The sequence below is a fragment of the Micromonospora sp. NPDC048868 genome (genome assembly GCF_043198195.1).
Lineage (GTDB): Bacteria > Actinomycetota > Actinomycetes > Mycobacteriales > Micromonosporaceae > Micromonospora > Micromonospora reichwaldensis.
In genome coordinates this window covers 1-18,431 of the sequence record NZ_JBICUN010000007.1, presented here as the reverse complement: position 1 = coordinate 18,431, position 18,431 = coordinate 1, and the positions used below count along the sequence as shown (strand labels likewise).

The following is an 18,431-nucleotide window of genomic DNA, read 5'->3' as shown; positions in this document are numbered from 1 at the left end:
TACACCTGTCACCTGCCGGTGCAGCAGACCCCATCGACGCAGTACGCCGACTTGGCCGGACATGCGTCATTGAAGGCATGGACCTATGGCCTGCAAATGACTCTCGCAAACTGGCGTAACGAGCCTGATTCCGCGCTGAGCTACTTCGCTCGCGCCATGCGGACGGCACCGGAGGGCGAGCCGAGACTGAGGCTCCGCTATGTCGCTGCCCGCTCTCACGCTCTGCTCACCGACTCCGATTCAGTCGCGGCCGTCTTGGAGGCGGCCCAGCGAGACAGAGAAGCGGCGGCGGACCGACCCGACGAACTTGCCACCGTTACCGGCGGGGAATTCGCATTCGGCGACGCGCGGGCGGCGGCATGTGCGGCGGCGGCATGGCTCGACCTCCGCAACGGCGAGCAGGCGGCGAGGTACGCCCGAGAGGCGTTGCAGGTGTACGAGGCGCTGCCGTCGCCCAGGCGGCCGTACTCGCAGATCAACGGGACGCAGATCGACGTGGCCGCTGCTCACCTCCACATGCGAGACAAGGACGGGGCGGCCGAAGCACTGCGTACCGTCTTGGACCTGCCGCCGCAGAAGCGCAACGTCTCGCTGACCGGCCGGCTGTCGCGGATTGAGCGCATGCTGAGCCGGTCGCCGTGGGAGCGCGATGCGGACGCGCGCCAGCTCGCCGAGCGCATCTCGGTCTGGCTGTCGGAAACCTCAGCGCGCCCGCTTGCCTGACTGCCGCCAGGCGGCCAACACCTGCGCTTCCCTCTCCGGGCTGATGCCGATCTCGGCGGCGCGGTCGTGGTTGCTGATTTCGCCGCTCTCCACCATCCATCGCCAGGTGTCGCGGACGGTCAGGGAGAGCGGTCGGCAGCGGAGACCGGCAGCTTGCGCCCTGGCCGTGTCGACGCGCCACACGCCGTCGAACGTGCGCCAGAGAGGAAGCTCAGACCACTGCCGGACGCCGTTGCTGAGTAGCACCTCATCGGGCACCCACTCGAAGGCGGCGTCAGTTCGGGTCGCGTGGGCGCAGTCCGCCAGCAGTCCGCCGAAGGTGGCGCCGCCCACCGGGGCGCAGACGTTGAACGCGCCGGAGGAATCTTCGGTGATGGTGTGAAGTGCGAACGCGGCCAGGTCGCGCACGTCGACCGGCTGAATCGTGCGGTGGGGGGAGCCGGGGGCTAGGACTTGCCCACCGGCAGCCACGCGGCGCAGCCACCACGGCAGGCGGCCGACGTACTCACGCGGGCCGAGCACGACACCGGGGCGCAGGATCGTTGTCCGATCCGTTCCGAACGCGGCGGCGGCTGCTGCCTCGCAGCCGGACTTCTGGTAGCCGTACCGCGTCGGTCCGTCCTCGGTGTCAGTGCCGTAGTCCGGGCCGGCGTCCGGCGGGCAGTAGAGCACCTCGGACCGCTCGCTGAGCGGCTTCAGCGGCCAGTCCCGGTAGACACTGACCGTCGACATGAAGACGTAGCGACCGGCGACGGGAGCGAGCGCACGGGCCACGTCGAGGGTGTTCCTCGGCACGTAGCCCGAGGTGTCGACCACGGCATCCCAGGGGCCGGCAGCGGCGAGGGCAGCGACATCCTCCGGGCGGGTTCGATCACCCCGGATGGGTCGTACGGCATCTAGGAAGGGGTCGGAGGTGCCCCGGTTGAACGTTGTGACCTCCCATCCGGCGTCGAGGGCTGCCGTGACGATCGCGTGGCCTACGAACCAGGTTCCGCCGAGCACCAACAAGCGCATGGGCCCATCATCCCGCTCCACGGTGTGCGTCCCTGAAGGCGGGGTGGCGAAGCGGGGTGCCGTTCGCTGCCTCGACAAGACCCCATCTGTAGTCGAGGATTCAAGAGTGCGCGATAATATTTGGTGGGTGCCTTTAGCGGGTGCCGGTGTAGCACTACTGGGTGTCGTGGTCGGACAGTTGCTTTCGAATCGCCGTGAGACCGTGCGATGGCGCCGCGAGCATCTTCGGCTAAAAGAGCAATGGGAGCGAGAAGATGTAGCTCGGACCCATGAGCAGCGGCGAGATGTCTATGTTGAGTACGCGACCGAGTGGCAGAAATATCTACTCATCACAGAGCGATGCAAGATTCTTGATGAGCCGGAACCCGACGTGGATGCGCTATCCAGCCTTTATGCCGGCCTTATTAAGGTGGAGATATTCGGCACAAAAGAGTTGATCGACTCCGCCAGAGAAATGTTCGACGCAATGAAGAAGTGGGTATTCGATGACAGGTCATTTGACGACGAGCTGCTTTTTGGAAAGTATTTGTTCCTTGTGCGCTCCGATCTGGGGCTGCGTGAGGGTTTAGTTCGATCGCAGGTTTACAAGTCGGTCTCGCGGGAGGCTGCCAGGAAACATGGTGGGCAGCAGGTCTAGGAGTGGGAAGAGGCGGGAGATGCCGAAAGGCATCTCCCGACCGGCGTGCGGCCGGCTAGTTCGAGTCGCCGCTAGGAGTTGCCCTGCTATCGACTGATGGGTGTTCAACCAGTGTCAGCGACAGTCGCGCGGCGACCTCGGGTAACGCTTACCATTCCATCCGCTGTTAGTGCGGCTAGTGCTCGATGAGCGGTACCGATTGAGACGCCATGTGCTGCGGCCAGTTCGGCAACCGCCGGGAGTTGGTCGCCGGGCCTCAGCAGACCGGCCGCGATCTGCCCGCGCAGCTCTGCGGCGATTCTCTGGTAGGGACTGCTCGCCACTGTGCGTTGCGTCGGCGCAGCGGGGCGGGGCGGCATTCGGGCGGCCAAGATTCCAGCGGCCCGCTGGTCTGACTCCGACAGCCAAGCTGCATAAACCCTGAGCGTCGTTGTCCCTCCACCGCCGTGACCGAGCCGGCCAGCGACAGTTCGCACGTCAACACCGGCGTTGATTAGCTCCGTCGCCGAGTAGTGGCGCAGGGCGTGTATGTGGCTGTTCAGGCCAAGCCGGGTAGCGAGCCGGCCGTACCGCTGGGTGATGGTGTCGGGCCGGTAGCCGCGGCTGTTGTTCGGTTCGGGGGAGAAGACGTAATCAGTGGCCTCGGGCTCGGCGTCGAGCTGCGCCAGGCGGTCGAGGTACCGGCCGTGCAGCTCGCGCAGCACTTCGATCGTCTCGGCGTCGAGCGCTACCCGCCGTTGCTGGTGCGTCTTGGTGTCCTTCTCTCGCAGCTCGCCGTCTGCGTCCAGGTAGGAGCTACGCCGCAAGGTCAGCACACCGGCGGCCAGGTCGAGATGGTGCCAGCGCAGCGCGCACAGCTCGCCGCGTCGGGCGCCGGTGGTTATGGCGAGCCAGACCAGCGCGCCCCAGTCCGGGTCGCGCCACGCTTCGTTGATGATGCGCGCGGCGTCGGCCGGGTTCGGCGGTTGCGGGTCGGGGTGCGGCGGCGCGGGTGGCTCGGCCTGACTGGCGGGGTTGACGGCGATCCAGCGCCACCGGACGGCGCGGCTGAGGGCACCACTGAGGATCCAGTGGATTTGCCGCACTGACGAGGCGCTGAGCGGCTTGCAGACGTGCGGCCGGCACTTCGCGGTGCAGGTGTGCTCGCCCTCCAGGCGGTGCTTTACGTACGCCTTGCCGCCGCACCAGTCGCGGCAGCGGCGCAGGCTCGCGTAGAACGACTCCAGCGTCTCGGGGTCGAGCCGACCGACCGGCAGTTTGCCCAGCACCGGCCGTACGTGCTTGTTGAGCTTGTTCACGTAGCCCATGCGCGTGGTGGTCTCGATATCGGCCACCTCAAGCCACCGGTCCAGGAGTTGGTCGAGTGTGGCGCGGGTGCGCGGGTTGCGCCGCTCGTCCACCTGGGCCAGCAACCGCGTGCGCGCCTTCTCCGCTTCCTTGGCAGCTGTGCGGCCGGCGGGGATGACCTCGGTCAGGTAGTGCCGCTTGCCACTGATCGGATCCTCGCCCGCATAGACCTTCACTCTCAGTGAGCCGCTGGGCAGGGTTTCGATCTCGCCGCGTTGCCGCTTCCGACGTCCGTTCGAGGTTGCCACGCGGCAAAGCTAGCTCGTTCGCACCACGTGCCGCACCACACGGCATGATCGGCCGAGAGAAGTACCTGTGCGCCCGGCAGGATTCGAACCTGCGGCCTTGGGATTAGAAGTCCCCTGCTCTATCCGCTGAGCTACGGGCGCGCGCGTGCGTGTCGCGCGAGAAGGGTACCGCCGTCCACCGGGTGACCGGTGGAACGGGTGGTCGCGTCTCGCGTCGCACAAGAGGGTCGCATGCGACTCCGGTGCCGGTCACCCCTGTTCCGGCGTCCGCACGGCTCGGGACCGTCGGGTCGTACCCTCGGCTCGTGCTGCTTGATCCGGAGACCGAGAACGACGTCGCGTACGAGTTGTGTCAACTCCTCGGCCGCGCGATCCTGCCCTTCCGCCGGACCGACGCCGGGGCGGGGGACGGCGACCGGTGCGAGGGGACCGCGTTCCTCTTCGCCGGGCAGGGGCGCGAGTACCTGCTGACCGCCGACGCGCTCACCCGGTCCGGGGCGGGGGAGATCGGGCTGCGGGCGAGCGTGACCGAGCCGGCCGGGGTGGCCGCCGACGCCGTCGCCCTGCCCGACCTCGCCGACGGGTGGCGGCACCACGAGGACGTCGGCGTCGCCGTCCTGCCCACCGGCGGCCTGCACGAGTACGCCGCCGGGGAGGGCTGGCGGTGGCGTACCCAGCAGGTGCCGGATCCGATCGCGGCCGATCGGGACGCGATCGCCCGGATCGGTGTGGAGCCGGGGTCCGCCGTGGTGCTCGCCCACGGCGTCGGCGCGGGCGGCGCCCGGCCGCTGGAGGTGGCGATCGAGCGGGTGGCGCGCGTGGGCGACGCCGTCCGGCTCCTGGCGGAGCTGCCGGCCGGCTACGTGGGGGCGCCGGTGTTCGCCGTGCAGGCCGGCGGCGACGGCGAGGTGGGGCTGCGGTGCCTGGGCCTGGTGCTGCCGGCCCGCGACGGCGGCCACCCGCTGGCCACCTTCGACCGCATCCGGGCGGCCGTCGAGGCGGCGTGAGGCCGGCGACGCGCGGCGGGTGGGCGACCTGCGCTCAGCCGCCCTGCGTGGGGGCACCAGCCGGGTCGGTCTCGTCCGCCGGCTGCCGGCTCGCCGGTGGGCGCTCCCCGGCGCGGACCGTCGGCCCGGCGTCGAAGAACGCGTCGGCCCAGCGTCCGACCTCCTGGAAGACCTTTTCCCGTACGGCGGTGCCGGAGAGCGTGAGGTCGTGCATCCCGCCGTCGAAGCGCGCCACGGTGACGTGCCGGCCGAGGCGGGGCGCCCAGCGGACCATGTGCTCGACGTCCAGGACGGCGTCGGCGAGGGCCGCCGACTCGTGCCACTTCTTTCCCCTGAACGAGCGGGTCGAGCAGGCGAGCAGCACCGGCACCTGGATGTCCAGGCCGGCGCGGAGCTGCCGCTGGGCGCTGCGGATGGCGTTCAGCCAGCCGGCCCGCACGGGGAACCCGGCGAGCGGCTTCCAGGTCAGGTCGTAGTTCCACTCGCCGTGGTGCTCCGCGTGGATGCTCTCGCTGTAGACCGTGCCCAGCCCGAACGGCAGCACCCGGCGCGGCGCCCGGCGGCCCAGCCGGCCGACGGCGGCGGCGAGCGGTCGGCGCACCAGCCACGGGGCGTTGATGTCGAAGAATGGGCTGTTCAGGAAGAGGCCGTCGATGATCCCGGCGTCGCGGCGGGCGTGCGCCCAGAGCGGCATGATCAGCCCGCCCGTGGAGTGGCCCATCGCGAGCAGCGTGTCGTGCCCGTCGTCCTCGCGGATGATGCGCGCGGCGGCGTCCAGCTCGGGGAAGTAGTCGCTGAGGTCGCGGCAGAAGTTCGGCGTCTGGTGGGGCCGCAGGCTGCGTCCGTACTTGCGCAGGTCGAGGGCGTAGAAGTCCCAGCCCCGCTCGGCGAAGAAGTCACCGAGGTGGCCCTGGAAGAAGTAGTCGGTGAAGCCGTGCACGTAGAGCACGGCCCGCCCCGTCGGGCGGTCGGCCCGGCGACGGACCAGGGTGGCGACCACCGGCCCCTCGTCGTCGGTGCCCAGGTCGATCGTCTGCCGCTCGTACGGCGGGCCCAGCACGTCCGGTTCCACGACCGCGACGGTACGCCGGGAAGCTACCGGACGGTAGCCCTGGGTGCCGCCCGGCCCCGCCCGCCCGCACCCGGCGGACGGGGCCTCGGCGTACGCGTCAGACGGTCTCGGCCTCGGCGCGGGCCGGGTCGGTGTCGGGCTCGACCTCGACGACCGGCGGGGGTACGTCGCGCAGGTGCTTGTTGTGCCGCGGCTCCTGCTTCGTCTTCGAGTCGTTGAGCCGCCGCCGCAGGTCGTCCCGGACGTCGTTGAGCGCGGCGTGCAGGTCCTCCTCGGCGGAGGTGGTGACGATCTTCTGGCGACCGGCGATCCAGCACTCCAGGGTGACCTTCTGGCCCCTGGCCTCCCGGTCCTTGACCGACACCTCCAGCTCGGTGGCGTCGGCGTGGAACCCGGCCAGCCGGGAGTCGAGCGTGGCGAACTGCTCCGCGATCCAGTTCCGGTCGCCCTGGGAGAACCCCGCGCCGACCCGCAGGCACTCCGCCACGGTGGCCGGGTTGGCGACGGCGCTCATCGCCGCACCTCGCCGGAGACGATGGCGGCTGCGGTGCTGGTCATCTTCATGATCGCTGACCTCTCGTTCGTCGTGCTGTCGGCGGTGCGGTTGATCGAATCCATACCCCGCCGGGCTCCGTCCGGAACGTGACATGTCGCCCCGCCCGTGGCGGTGCCGGAAGCGTGGCCCCGCCTCCCGATCATCGAGCTGGTCGGGCGGGCTCCCCAGGGTCGCCCGGCCCTAGCACACCGGGACCTTGATCAGGTCTTTGTCCACAGGCGGTCCGGTTGTCCACAGGCGGGGGCGCGGTGCTGGCGGCGCCTCCGCCGAGGATCCAGGCTCGGCACCGAGTCGACTCGCGATGGCAAGCCCGATCTCCCCCTGGAGGGACGATGTTCGACACCTACGTCACGATCGTGGGCAACGTGCTGACCGCGCCGGAGTGGCGCCGCACCACCCAGAGCAACACCCTGGTGGCCAACTTCAAGGTCGCCTCGACCGCCCGCCGGCTCGACCGCGACAGCGGGCGCTGGGTCGACGGCAACAGCCTGCGCGTCCGGGTCAACTGCTGGCGCAAGCTCGCCGAGGGGGTGGCCGCCTCGGTGATGGTCGGCGACCCGGTGGTGGTCTGCGGCCGGCTCTACACCCGCGACTGGACGGACGACGCCGGCAACCACCGCTCGCTCTACGAGCTGGAGGCGGTCGCCGTCGGCCACGACCTGTCGCGGGGCCGCAGCCGGTTCCAGCGCAACCGGCCGACGATGACGACCAGCACCGTCGAGGACGCCGAGACCGAGCACCGGGTGCACGGCGAGGCGACCGAGCCGGTGCCCGACGAGGAGGCCCCGGTCCTGCCGGACCGCCGTCCGCTCGACGACGACTTCGAGCCCGACTTCGGCGCGTACCCCGCCGGCCGCGGGCTGCCGGCCGACGCCGCCGTCGACGGCTCGCTCGACCCCTTCGACGACCCGGCGGAAGACCCCCACGGCGGGGAGCCCGACGGGCCGGAGCCGGAGGCCGACGGCCCGACGCCGGTGACCGACCCGCCGGAGGACGTCCCCGGTGCCCGGGGTGGTCGGGGCGACGTGGCCGTGGGGGAGTCGGGCCCGTCGTCCGAGGAGGCCGAGGCGGGCGTCTCGCCGGCCGGCCGTGGCCGCCGGGGCCGGGGGCGGGTGCCGCAGCCCGCGTGACCGGTCGCGGGCGGCACGACGGGGGCGGGGTGGCGTCGGCAGCACCGGCGTCACCCCGCGTGCCGCCGGGCGGCGTGCGGTCACCCCGTCGGCGGCATGCGCCGCGGACCTGCCGGAGGCCGGCCGGGCGCTCGGCTAGGCTGGCCGGCCGGAGGTGGTGAGAGGTGCGACAGGCGACGCCGGTGGCGACCGCGGCGGGACTGGTCGCGGGGTACGCCCTCGACGCGCTCCTCGGAGACCCCCGCCGGTACCACCCCGTGGCCGGCTTCGGTCGCGCCGCCGGGGCACTGGAGCGGCGGACGTACCGCCCGGACCGGCTTGCCGGAACGGCGTTCACCGCGCTGGCGGTCGGCGCGCCGGTGCTGCTCGGCGTGGCCGCCACCGTCGCCACCCGGCGCCGGCCGGTGGCCCGCGCCGTCCTGGTCGCCGCCGGCACCTGGACGGTGCTGGGCGGGCGCACGCTGCGGCACGAGGCCACCGTCATGGGGCGTGCGCTGCGCGCCGGCGACCTCCCGGCCGCCCGGCAGCGGCTCGGCCACCTCTGCGGCCGGGACCCGTCCGCGCTCGACGAGCCCGAGCTGGCCCGCGCCACCGTGGAGTCGCTCGCCGAGAACACCTCGGACGCCGTCGTCGCCCCGCTGCTGTGGGGCGCCGTCGCGGGGCTGCCCGGCCTGCTCGGGTACCGCGCGGCGAACACCCTCGACGCGATGGTGGGCCACCGCTCGCCGCGGTACGCCCGGTTCGGCACCCCCGCCGCCCGCCTCGACGACCTGCTCAACCTGGTGCCCGCGCGGCTGACGGGCCTGCTCACCGTCGCGGTCGCGCCGACCGCGCACGGCGACCGGGACCGGGCGTGGCGCGTGTGGCGCCGGGACCGCAACGACCACCCCAGCCCGAACGCCGGGCAGTGCGAGGCGGCGATGGCCGGCGCCCTCGGCGTACGGCTGGGCGGGCGCAACGTCTACTTCGGGCGCTCCGAGGTGCGCCCGTTCCTCGGCGACGGCCCCCGACCGGAGGCGCGGCACCTCAAGCGGGCCGCCCGGATCTCGGGTGCGGTCGGGCTGGCCGCGCTCGGGCTGGCCGCCACGTACCCGCTGACCCTCGGCCGGCTGGTGGGCGCCGTCGGCCGCCGGGCCGCGCAGCGGAGCGCCGCCGCCGGGCGGGAGGGGCGCCGGTGAGCGGTGGCCTGCTGGTCGCCGGCACCACCTCCGACGCCGGCAAGAGCGTGCTCACCGCCGGCATCTGCCGCTGGCTGCACCGCCGGGGCGTGAAGGTGGCGCCGTTCAAGGCGCAGAACATGTCCAACAACTCCGCCGTCGTCGTCGGCCCGGACGGCCGGGGCGGCGAGATCGGGCGGGCGCAGGCGATGCAGGCCGCGGCCTGCGGACTCGCCCCCGACCTGCGGTTCAACCCGGTGCTGCTCAAGCCCGGCAGCGACCTGGCCAGCCAGGTGGTGCTGCTCGGCGAGGCCGTCGACACGGTCACGGCGGGCAACTTCCGCGAGCTGCGTCCCCGGCTCGCCGAGACCGCGTACGCGGCGCTCGCCGAGCTGCGGTCCGCGTACGACGTGGTGATCTGCGAGGGCGCCGGCAGCCCCGCGGAGATCAACCTGCGGGCCGGCGACTACGTGAACATGGGCCTGGCCCGGCACGCCGGCCTGCCCACGATCGTGGTCGGCGACATCGACCGGGGCGGGGTCTTCGCCTCGATGTTCGGCACCCTCGCCCTGCTGGACCCGGCCGACCAGGCGCTGATCGCCGGCTTCGTGATCAACAAGTTCCGGGGCGACCTCGGGCTCCTCCGGCCGGGGCTGGACATGCTGCGCCAGGTCACCGGCCGGCCGACGTACGGGGTGCTGCCCTGGGCGCTCGACCTCTGGCTCGACGCGGAGGACTCGCTCGCGTACGGCCGGGTGCTCGGCCGGCCGGCCGCCCCGCGCGGCACCGACTGGCTGGACGTGGCCGTCGTCCGGCTGCCCCGGATCTCCAACGCCACCGACGTCGAGGCGCTCGCCACCGAGCCGGGCGTGCGGGTCCGGCTGACCGTCGAGCCGGCCGAACTGGCCGCCGCCGACCTGGTCGTGCTGCCCGGCTCGAAGTCGACGGTGGCCGACCTGGCCTGGCTGCGGCAGACCGGCCTGGCTGACGCCGTCCTGGCGCACGCGGCGGCCGGCAAGCCGCTGCTCGGCCTCTGCGGCGGCTTCCAGATGCTGGCCCGGGCGATCCACGACCCGGTGGAGAGCCGGCAGGGCAGCGTGCCGGGGCTGGGCCTGCTGCCGATCGAGGTCACCTTCGACCCGCGCAAGACCGTCCGGCAGTCGGTCGGCACCGTTGGCGGCGACGTCCCGGTCCAGGGCTACGAGATCCACCACGGGTACGTCTCACACGCCGACCCGGCGCTGACCCCGCTGCTGACCTGCGCGGACGGCAGCGGCGAGGGAGCCGTGGTCGGCGCCGTGCACGGCACCCACTGGCACGGCGCCTTCGAGTCCGACGGGTTCCGCCGCCGGTTCCTGACCGAGGTGGCCCGGCTCGCCGGCCGGACCGGCTTCACGGTGGCCCCCGACACCGCCTTCGCCGCCGCCCGCGAGCGCTCCCTGGACCTGCTCGGCGACCTGGTCGAGGAGCACCTCGACACCGACGCCCTCTGGCGCCTCGTCGAGTCCGGCCCGCCCGCCGGCCTCCCCTTCATCCCACCCGGAGCCCCGGAAACCCCCTGACCGAACCCCAGGGCTCTCCGACCACCACCCCCGACCACCACCCCCGCCTGCCAACCCCTGCCCTGCCCTGCCAATGCCCATCCGCACCCCGCCCGCCCTCGCAGCCCGCCCGCCTCGCGCCCGCGTGTCACGTCTCGCGGGGGTGATCAAGAAGTTTGTGTCCTGCGGAGGCTCGAATCAGGGCGCAAACCTCTTGATCATCGCCTCGGCGGCGGGCTGTGGGCTGCGAGGGGCCGGGGAGGCCCTCGGTCAGGGGCGGATGTCGGCGGGGCGGTCGGACATGGGCAGCCCCGCCTCGCGCCAGGCCTGCACGCCGCCGATCATGTCGGTCGCGAGGTGCAGCCCGAGCGCCCGCAGGCTCGCGACCGCGAGGCTGGAGCTGTAGCCCTGGCGGCACACCACCACGATCCGCTGGTCGTACGCGGTGGCCTCCGGGATCCGCCACGCGCTGGCCGGGTCGAGCCGCCACTCCAGCACCGTCCGGTCGATCACGATGGCGCCGGGCAGGTCGCCCTGCTCCTGCCGCTGCGTGTCGGTGCGGGTGTCGATCAGCAACGCCCCGGTACGGACCGCCTCGACGGTCTGGTGCGGGGTCAGCCGGCGTACCCCGGCGCGGGCCTGTTCCAGGAGGGCGTCTACGCCCGGACTCATCACGCTGTGGGACACCAGCAGATCATCCCGCCCCGTCGCGCGGTCCGCCCGCGGAACGCCCCGCCGCACCCGACGAACGCTCGTTCGGGCGACCCCCGATCGGAGCGTCCCGCACGGCCCGCCGACGCCGGAGCCTCCCGCCACCGCAGGCCCGCTCCGTGGCGGGGGGACCGGCCTGGTTACCGTCGGGCACGTGGCGGTGGCGGTGGTCGAGGCGTACGACCGGCTGGCCCGGCGGGTGCTGGTTGGGCCGGCGCGGTTGGGGCGGACCCGGCTGGTGGCGGTGGACGGGCCGAGCGGCGCGGGCAAGAGCGCGTTCGCGGCGCGGCTCGCGGACGCCCTCGCCGCCCTGCCCGGCGGCAGTCCGGCGCCGGTGGTGCACACCGACGACCTGCTCGACGGCTGGGACGACCAGCTGACCTTCTGGCCCCGGCTGGAGGAGTGGGTGCTCGGGCCGCTGCGGGCCGGTCGGCCGGGGGCGTACCGCCGGTTCAGCTGGGTCCGGCGGGCCTTCCTGCCGCGCCCGGTGCCGGTCCCGGTCGCGCCGGTGCTCCTCGTCGAGGGGGTGAGCGCGGCGCGGGCCGCCGCCACCGCGGACCTGACCCTGGCCGTCTTCGTCACCGCCCCGGCACCGTTGCGGCTGGCCCGGGCGATCGAGCGCGACGGTCCGGAGATCCTGCCGGAGCTGCGTCGCTGGCACCTCGGGGAGCGGTCGCACTTCGCCGCCGACGGCACCGAGGCGCGCGCGGACCTGGTGGTCGACGGCGCCCCGGGCCTGCCGCACGACGCCGACCGCTACTACGTGCGCCGCCGCTGAGCGGTCGGGCCGGCCGGGACCGGATCGTCACTCCGGCCTCGGGCGGGATGGGATGGTCGGTAAGGCCGGCATACGATGCCGGTCATGACCACACCCCTCATGTCCGAGTCCGAGATCCGGGCCGCCGTCGAGCGGGAGCTGCCCGGCGTCCGCGCCGACCTGGAACGCCTCGTCCGCATTCCCGGCGTCGCGTTCGAGGGCTTCGACCACTCGCACGTGGAGCGTTCCGCCGAGGCGGTGGCCGAGCTGGTGCGCGGCTGCGGTCTCGATGTCAAGATCGTGCGCTCCGGCGGCCAGCCGGCCGTGATCGGGCGGAAGGCGGCCCCGCCCGGGGCGCCGACGGTGCTGCTCTACGCCCACCACGACGTGCAGCCGGTCGGCGACCTGACGCTGTGGGAGTCGGACCCGTTCGAGCCGGTGGAGCGCGACGGCCGGCTCTACGGCCGGGGCGCCGCCGACGACAAGGCCGGCATCATGGCGCACGTGGCGGCGCTGCGCGCGTACGGTGACGCGTTGCCGGTCGGCGTGGTGCTCTTCGTCGAGGGCGAGGAGGAGTACGGCTCCGACTCGTTGGAGCGGCTGCTCGCCGAGCACCGCGACGAGATCGCCTCGGACGTCATCGTGATCGCCGACTCCACCAACTGGGACGTCGGCGTACCGGCGCTGACCACGTCCCTGCGCGGCATCGTCAACTGCTTCGTGGAGGTGCGCACCCTCGACCACGCCGTGCACAGCGGCGTCTACGGCGGTCCCGTGCCGGACGCGCTGACCGCCCTGGCGCGGTTGCTGGCCACCCTGCACACCGAGGCGGGGGACGTGGCCGTCGACGGGCTGGTCGCCCGGGAGGGCGCGAGCGTCGACTACCCGGAGGACCGGTTCCGCGCCGAGGCGGGGCTGGCCGAGGGCGTCAGCCTCATCGGCACCGGACGGATCACCGAGCGGCTCTGGACCAAGCCGGCCCTCGCGGTGCTCGGCATCGACGCCCCGTCCACCGCCGAGGCGCCGAACGCCCTGGTGCCGGCGGCCAGGGCCAAGCTGAGCGTACGGCTGGCGCCGGGCGACGACCCGAAGCGGGCGTACGCGGCCCTGCGCGCCCACCTGGAGAAGCACGCCCCGTGGGGCGCGCGGGTCAGCGTCACCTTCGAGCACGACGGCGCGCCGTGCGTCATCGACGCGTCCGGGCCGATGTTCGACGCGGCCCGCTCGGCGTTCCGGACCGCCTGGGACGGCACCGACCCGGTGGACCTCGGCATCGGCGGTTCGATCCCGTTCATCGCCACCTTCCAGGAGATGTTCCCGCGCGCGGCGATCCTGGTGACCGGCGTGGAGGACCCGCAGGCCCGGGCGCACGGCCCGAACGAGAGCCTGCACCTCGGGGAGTTCGCCCGGGTCTGCCTGGCCGAGGCGCTGCTGCTGAAGAAGGTCGCCGAGGTGGGCGTCGACGGGCGTTAGGTGTCGGAACCGTAACTTCGGGGCCGATGTGGGAGTTTGCGGTGTGTCGCCGGTCGGGTTGTTATAGCCTCTCGAACATGCGTACGAATGAGGTGATGGGTCGGCTCGAGGCCGCCGTCAGCGCCCTGGGGGACGTCGACGTCTCCGCGTGGTCCGAGGACACGCTCAAGGAACAGCTCGGCGACCTGTCCGCCGCGCTTGTCGCTCTCGACACGGTGCTCTCCCGGGTCGCCGAGGAAATCCGCGCCCGCGGCCTGCGCATCGAGGAACCCGTCTCGGCCTGACCCACCACCCCGGCGGGCGCAGGTTTTCCGACGCCCGGGCACGGCAATGCCCGGGGTCGTGTCGGGGGTGGCTGGCAGGATGGAGCCGTGCGGTTCCTCGACCTGGCAGCCACCTCCGCCGCCGTCGGCGCCACCCGGGCCCGGCGGACCAAGGTGGAGCTGCTCGCTGCCGCGTTGCGGGCGCTCGACCCGTCCGAGGTCCCGGCGGGCGCCGGCTGGCTGGCCGGCGAGCTGCGCCAGCGGCAGACCGGGGTCGGCTGGGCGAGCCTGCGTGACCTGCCGCCGCCGGCCGCCGAGCCGACCCTGACCGTGGCCGCCGTCGACGCGGCCATCGACGAGATCGCGTCCGTGCACGGGCCGGGTTCCCAGGCCCGCCGCCGGGCGCTGCTGGGCGCGCTCTACTCCGCCGCCACCGCCGATGAGCAGCGGCTGCTGACCGGCCTGTTCAGCGGTGAGCTGCGCCAGGGCGCGCAGGCGGGGCTGCTCGCCGACGCGGTGGCCCGGGCCGCCGACGTGCCGCTCGTCGCCGTACGCCGGGCGTTGCTGCTCGCCGGTGACCTGCGCGCGGTCGCGGTCGCCGCGCTCGACGGGGGCGCGGCGGCACTGGGCGCCTTCGGCCTCCAGGTCGGCCGCCCGCTCGCGCCGATGCTGGCCCAGAGCGCGCCCTCGGTGGACGAGGCGCTCGCGGCCACGGGCACCCCCGCCGTGGTCGACGTCAAGCTCGACGGCATCCGGATCCAGGTGCACCGCTCCGGCGACGACATCGCCGTGTTCACCCGCAGCCTGGACGACATCACCGCCCGGGTGCCGGAGGTGGTCGCCGCCGTGCGGGCGCTGCCCGCCCGCGAGCTGGTGCTCGACGGGGAGGCGATCGGGCTCGACGAGACAGGCCGGCCGCTGCCCTTCCAGCAGACGTCGAGCCGGGCGGCGCGGCGCGCCACGCCGAGCAGCACCGGCGCCGCCCCGGTCGCCCCGGCCGTGGCCGCCGCCGGGACGACGGGCGCGACAGTGCTGACGCCGTACTTCTTCGACCTGCTGCACCTCGACGGCGACGACCTGATCGACAGACCCGGCCGGGAGCGCTGGGCCGCGCTCGACGCCGCGGTCGACGCCTCGCTCGTGGTCGGCCGGGTGGAGGTCGACGGCCCGGAGCGGGCCGGCGAGGCGTTCGCCGCCGCCATCGACGCCGGCCAGGAGGGGGTGGTGGTGAAGGCGCCCGACGCACCCTACGACGCCGGCCGGCGGGGATCCGCCTGGGTGAAGGTGAAGCCCCGGCACACCCTCGACCTGGTGGTGATCGCGGTCGAGTGGGGCAGCGGCCGCCGGGAGGGCTGGCTGTCCAACCTGCACCTCGGCGCCCGCGACCCGCGCACCGGCGACTTCGTCATGCTCGGCAAGACGTTCAAGGGCCTCACCGACGAGCTGCTGCGCTGGCAGACCGAGCGCTTCCTCGCCCTCGCCGTCGAGCACGGCGACTGGGAGGTGCGGGTCCGCCCCGAGCAGGTGGTCGAGATCGCCTTCGACGGGGTGCAGACCAGCTCCCGCTACCCGGGCGGGATGGCGCTGCGCTTCGCCCGCGTGGTGCGCTACCGCGACGACAAGACGGCGGCGGAGGCCGACACCATCGACGCCGTACGCGCCATCCACGCCGGCCGCGTCACCGGCTGAGCGGTCCGGCGGGGCGGGTCAGGCGGCGCCCTGCGGCGCGGGCTCGGCGGCCCGGTCGACGGGCTGCCGCGGTCCCACGCCCGCCAGCCGACGGGCCTCCCGGCGGGCCACCCAGCCGTAGCCGAACAGGGTCATCGCGGCGAAGATCCACCACTGCACGACGTAGCCGAAGTTCTGCCAGTTGTTGTTGTATCCGACCGGCACGTCCTTGAACGCGGGGTCGGCCGCCGGGGTCTGCTCGTCGAGCAGCAGGTACGCGCCGTGCACGGGGTAGGGCAGTTCCCGGGCCAGCCGGGGCACGCCGATCCGCCGGGTCTCCAGCTTGCCGTCGCGCCGGGTCACGGCGACCGAACCGCTCTCGCTCAGGTGCACCCGCCCCGTCACGGTGACCTCGCCGGGCGGGAGGGCCGGCACCTCCGGCTGGACGGTCGCGTCGCCGCCCCGGGCCGGCGGGATCCAGCCACGGTCCACCAGCACGGCCGTGCCGTCGGCCAGCACGAGCGGGGTGACCACCTCGAAGCCGACCGTGCGGTCCACCGAGCGGCCCCGGACCAGGACCACGTTCGCCGGGTCGTAGCGGCCGGTCACGGTGACCTTCGTCCAGGCCTTCTCCGCGGCGGGGGCGGGGCCGGCCGTGCCGTTGCCGCCCGTCGGGGCCGGCAGCACGTCCCGCAGCGGCACCGGGGCCATCCGCAGGCCGGCGTCGATCCGCTCGTTGGCCTCCGTACGGCCGTGGTAGCGGTCCAGCTGCCAGTTGCCGAGCAGCACCATCACCGCCGAGGCGACCAGGGTCAGTGCGAGAATGCCCAGCCAGCGCGGCGTCAGCAGGAACCGGTACACGCCCACGAGGCTACCCCTGTGACCGGAGGCACTTGCTTCGACAGCCCCCATCGCGGACCCGGGCGGGGTGCCGGCGACTCCGCCCGGCGACGCCCGACACCGCCGGCGGGCCCGTTCGGCGGCGACCGCGCGGCGGCCGCTTCGGCTATCGTCACGCGGGCGGACCGCGCGGTCGGCCCGCCGCAGGTCCCCCCGCCGCCCCGCAAGGGAGTCGATGATGACCGTCGTGCCGCGCCTGGTGCTCAGCGCGCCGTCCTCCGGCCACGGCAAGAGCGCGCTGGCGATCGGGCTGCTCGCCGCGTTCGCCGACCGGGGCGTCGACGTCGCCGGGTTCAAGGTCGGCCCCGACCGCGTGGACGCCGCGTACCTCGGGCTGGCCGCCGGCCGCCCCGGTCGGATCCTCGATCCCCGGCTGGTCGGCGCCGACCGGATCGCCCCCCTCGTCGGCCACGGCGCGGCCGGCGCCGGGCTCGCCGTGGTGCAGGGCAGCATGGGCCTGTACGACAGTCTCGCCGGCCGCCCGGAGAGCGAGTCGACGGCCGCCGTGGCCACCGCGCTGCGCAGCCCGGTCGTGCTGGTGGTCGACGTCGCGGCGACGGGACAGTCGGTGGCCGCCCTGGTGCACGGCTTCCGGTCGTACGACGAGCAGCTCTGGCTCGGCGGGGTGATCCTCAACCGGGTGGCGTCCTCCCGGCACGAGGAGCTGCTGCGCGCGGCGCTGGACGACATCGGCGTGCCCGTCTACGGCGCGCTGCGCCGCCAGGACCTGCCGTCCGTGCTGCCCGCCCGCCGCTACGGGGCGGTGCCCGCGCTCGCCCGCACCGACGAGGCGACCCGCGCGGTCCGCCGGCTCGGCGAGGCGGTCGCCGCCACCGTCGAGCTGGACCGGCTGCTGGCCCTGGCCCGCTCCGCGCCGCCCCTGCCCGCGCCGCCCTGGACGCCGCAGGCCGGGCGGGAGGACGCCGGTACGCGCCCGGTCGTCGCGGTCGCCGGGACGCCGGGCGGCAGCTACAGCGATCCCGAGACCGTCGAGCTGCTCCGGGCGGCCGGCGCCGAGGTGGTGACGGTCGACCCGTTGCACGACGAGGCGCTGCCCGCCGGCACCGGCGCGCTGGTCGTCGGCGGTGGGCTGCCCGAGTCGTACGCCGAGCTGCTCTCCGCCAACCGCCGGCTCTGCATCGCGGTCGCCGAGCTGGCCCGCACCGGGCGGCCGGTCGTCGCCGAGGGGGCCGGCCTGCTCTGGCTGGCGCGGGAACTGGACGGACTGCCCATGTGCGGCGTGCTCGACGCGGTGGGGACGCGCCGCGACGGCCTGGTGGTGGGCTACCGGCAGGCGACCGCGTTGACCGACAGCCTCGTGGGGCCGGCGGGCACGGTGGTGGCGGGGCACAAGGAGCACCGCGGCGTGCTCACCCCGCGCGCCGGGGCACGGCCGGCGTGGAGCTGGGACGGCGGGGCGCCCGAGGGCTTCGTCTGGCGGGGCGTGCACGCCTCGCAGCTCACCCTGCACTGGGCGGCGTACCCGCAGCTGGCGGCCCGCCTCGTGGACGCGGCGGTGGCGGCGGCGGCCGACCCCGCGACCGCCCGGCCCGACGGGGTGCCCGCGTGATCGGTCAGGTGGCGGTCCGCCGCTTCCCGGCGCTGACCGTCTCCACGCCCCGCACCGAGGTACGCGCGCTGACCGGGGCCGACGCGGCGGCGGCCGACGAGGTCTTCGCCGACCGGCAGACCCGGCGGTGGCTGCCGCTGGCCGACACCTCGGGTCAGATCGACGGGCTGGCCTGGTGCACCGACCTGGCGCGGCAGCGGCGCGACAGCGGCGACGGCGACCACTACGCGGTGGTACGCCGGGAGGACGACCTGGTGGTGGGCTGCCTGTGGACGCGGCGCACCGACTGGGGCGCCCGGTGCACCGAGGTCTCCTACGCGATGGCGGCGCACGCACGGGGCTTCGGCCTGGCGGCCGAGGCGGTCGACGCGCTGGCCATCGCGCTGATCCTCGAACACGGCTTCCAGCGCGTCGAGCTGCGGGTCGCTCCCGGCAACCTGGCCTCCCGCCGGGTCGCCGAGAAGGCCGGGTTCAGCTACGAGGGCCTGCTCCGCAACGCCGGCTACGTCCGGGGCGGCCGGGTTGACCTGGAGGTCTGGTCCCTCGTCTCCGCCGACCTGCGCTGACTGTGAGGCTGGCCGGGTCGGCCCGAAGGTGATGGGCTGATGGCTGGTGGCAGCGGACGTGACTCTTGCCCTGACTGGCTTCGTGCCTTTG

At 74.0% G+C, this 18,431-nt stretch carries 18 protein-coding genes and 1 tRNA gene; 12 read left to right on the top strand and 7 right to left on the bottom strand.

Annotation, left to right across the window (positions count from 1 at the left end):
* The first annotated feature begins 18 nt into the window (after window positions 1-18).
* Complete coding sequence (locus tag ACGFNF_RS13230) at window positions 19-723, top strand: hypothetical protein (RefSeq protein ID WP_393167840.1); 705 nt, start codon at window positions 19-21, stop codon at window positions 721-723.
* Here ACGFNF_RS13230 and ACGFNF_RS13225 read toward each other — a convergent pair.
* A complete protein-coding gene (locus ACGFNF_RS13225; protein WP_393167838.1) occupies window positions 703-1,737 on the bottom strand; it encodes an NAD-dependent epimerase/dehydratase family protein in 1,035 nt (344 codons plus the stop codon). The two genes, ACGFNF_RS13230 and ACGFNF_RS13225, sit on opposite strands and share 21 nt — an antisense overlap.
* A gap of 106 nt (window positions 1,738-1,843) precedes the next feature.
* On the opposite strand from ACGFNF_RS13225, the gene ACGFNF_RS13220 reads away from it, so the two are divergent.
* On the top strand, window positions 1,844-2,374 hold the full coding sequence (locus ACGFNF_RS13220; RefSeq protein ID WP_393167836.1) for a hypothetical protein: 531 nt from the start codon (window positions 1,844-1,846) through the stop codon (window positions 2,372-2,374).
* A gap of 104 nt (window positions 2,375-2,478) precedes the next feature.
* Here the strand turns inward: ACGFNF_RS13220 and ACGFNF_RS13215 are convergent, their stop codons facing one another.
* Window positions 2,479-3,969 carry a tyrosine-type recombinase/integrase gene (locus ACGFNF_RS13215; protein ID WP_393167834.1) on the bottom strand — a complete coding sequence of 497 codons (1,491 nt, stop codon included), beginning with the start codon at window positions 3,967-3,969 and terminating at the stop codon, window positions 2,479-2,481.
* A gap of 68 nt (window positions 3,970-4,037) precedes the next feature.
* Window positions 4,038-4,110, bottom strand: a tRNA-Arg gene (locus ACGFNF_RS13210).
* A gap of 164 nt (window positions 4,111-4,274) precedes the next feature.
* Here ACGFNF_RS13210 and ACGFNF_RS13205 point away from each other — a divergent pair.
* Window positions 4,275-4,976, top strand: coding sequence for a hypothetical protein (locus tag ACGFNF_RS13205; RefSeq protein ID WP_393167832.1), 702 nt, complete (start codon window positions 4,275-4,277; stop codon window positions 4,974-4,976).
* Window positions 4,977-5,010: 34 nt separating this feature from the next.
* Here ACGFNF_RS13205 and ACGFNF_RS13200 read toward each other — a convergent pair whose 3' ends face one another.
* Complete coding sequence (locus tag ACGFNF_RS13200) at window positions 5,011-6,048, bottom strand: alpha/beta hydrolase (RefSeq protein WP_393167830.1); 1,038 nt, start codon at window positions 6,046-6,048, stop codon at window positions 5,011-5,013.
* Window positions 6,049-6,145: 97 nt separating this feature from the next.
* The gene (locus ACGFNF_RS13195; RefSeq protein ID WP_311414353.1) at window positions 6,146-6,562 is read right to left on the bottom strand and encodes an HPF/RaiA family ribosome-associated protein; all 417 of its coding nucleotides are present in this window, start codon (window positions 6,560-6,562) and stop codon (window positions 6,146-6,148) included.
* A 374-nt stretch (window positions 6,563-6,936) separates the two neighbouring features.
* On the opposite strand from ACGFNF_RS13195, the gene ssb reads away from it, so the two are divergent.
* From ssb to ACGFNF_RS13180, 3 genes are all read left to right on the top strand, one after another.
* Window positions 6,937-7,734: a single-stranded DNA-binding protein gene (gene ssb, locus ACGFNF_RS13190; protein WP_393167828.1), complete on the top strand. Its 798-nt coding sequence runs from the start codon at window positions 6,937-6,939 to the stop codon at window positions 7,732-7,734.
* A gap of 164 nt (window positions 7,735-7,898) precedes the next feature.
* Window positions 7,899-8,912, top strand: a complete 1,014-nt coding sequence (locus tag ACGFNF_RS13185) for a cobalamin biosynthesis protein (protein ID WP_393167826.1) — start codon at window positions 7,899-7,901, stop codon at window positions 8,910-8,912.
* Window positions 8,909-10,453: a cobyric acid synthase gene (locus tag ACGFNF_RS13180; protein WP_393167824.1), complete on the top strand. Its 1,545-nt coding sequence runs from the start codon at window positions 8,909-8,911 to the stop codon at window positions 10,451-10,453. The genes ACGFNF_RS13185 and ACGFNF_RS13180 overlap by 4 nt, the downstream gene beginning before the upstream one ends.
* A 249-nt stretch (window positions 10,454-10,702) precedes the next feature.
* Here ACGFNF_RS13180 and ACGFNF_RS13175 read toward each other — a convergent pair whose 3' ends face one another.
* Entirely contained in the window at window positions 10,703-11,104 is a 402-nt protein-coding gene (locus ACGFNF_RS13175; protein ID WP_151456079.1) for a rhodanese-like domain-containing protein, read from the bottom strand.
* 193 nt (window positions 11,105-11,297) lie between these two features.
* Between ACGFNF_RS13175 and ACGFNF_RS13170 the strand changes: the two genes are divergently transcribed.
* The 4 genes from ACGFNF_RS13170 (at window position 11,298) to ACGFNF_RS13155 (ending at window position 15,325) form a co-directional block, all read left to right on the top strand.
* The gene (locus ACGFNF_RS13170) at window positions 11,298-11,921 is read left to right on the top strand and encodes a hypothetical protein (protein WP_393167822.1); all 624 of its coding nucleotides are present in this window, start codon (window positions 11,298-11,300) and stop codon (window positions 11,919-11,921) included.
* 99 nt (window positions 11,922-12,020) lie between these two features.
* Window positions 12,021-13,373, top strand: coding sequence for a dipeptidase (locus ACGFNF_RS13165; RefSeq protein ID WP_393168162.1), 1,353 nt, complete (start codon window positions 12,021-12,023; stop codon window positions 13,371-13,373).
* Between the two features lie 77 nt (window positions 13,374-13,450).
* Window positions 13,451-13,657: a hypothetical protein gene (locus ACGFNF_RS13160; protein ID WP_121399432.1), complete on the top strand. Its 207-nt coding sequence runs from the start codon at window positions 13,451-13,453 to the stop codon at window positions 13,655-13,657.
* Between the two features lie 87 nt (window positions 13,658-13,744).
* The gene (locus tag ACGFNF_RS13155; RefSeq protein WP_393167820.1) at window positions 13,745-15,325 is read left to right on the top strand and encodes an ATP-dependent DNA ligase; all 1,581 of its coding nucleotides are present in this window, start codon (window positions 13,745-13,747) and stop codon (window positions 15,323-15,325) included.
* 18 nt (window positions 15,326-15,343) lie between these two features.
* Here the strand turns inward: ACGFNF_RS13155 and ACGFNF_RS13150 are convergent, their stop codons facing one another.
* Window positions 15,344-16,171, bottom strand: coding sequence for an SURF1 family protein (locus ACGFNF_RS13150; protein ID WP_393167818.1), 828 nt, complete (start codon window positions 16,169-16,171; stop codon window positions 15,344-15,346).
* A gap of 211 nt (window positions 16,172-16,382) precedes the next feature.
* On the opposite strand from ACGFNF_RS13150, the gene ACGFNF_RS13145 reads away from it, so the two are divergent.
* Entirely contained in the window at window positions 16,383-17,774 is a 1,392-nt protein-coding gene (locus ACGFNF_RS13145; RefSeq protein WP_357580489.1) for a cobyrinate a,c-diamide synthase, read from the top strand.
* Window positions 17,771-18,340: a GNAT family N-acetyltransferase gene (locus tag ACGFNF_RS13140; protein ID WP_393167816.1), complete on the top strand. Its 570-nt coding sequence runs from the start codon at window positions 17,771-17,773 to the stop codon at window positions 18,338-18,340. The genes ACGFNF_RS13145 and ACGFNF_RS13140 overlap by 4 nt, the downstream gene beginning before the upstream one ends.
* Window positions 18,341-18,431: the final 91 nt, after the last annotated feature.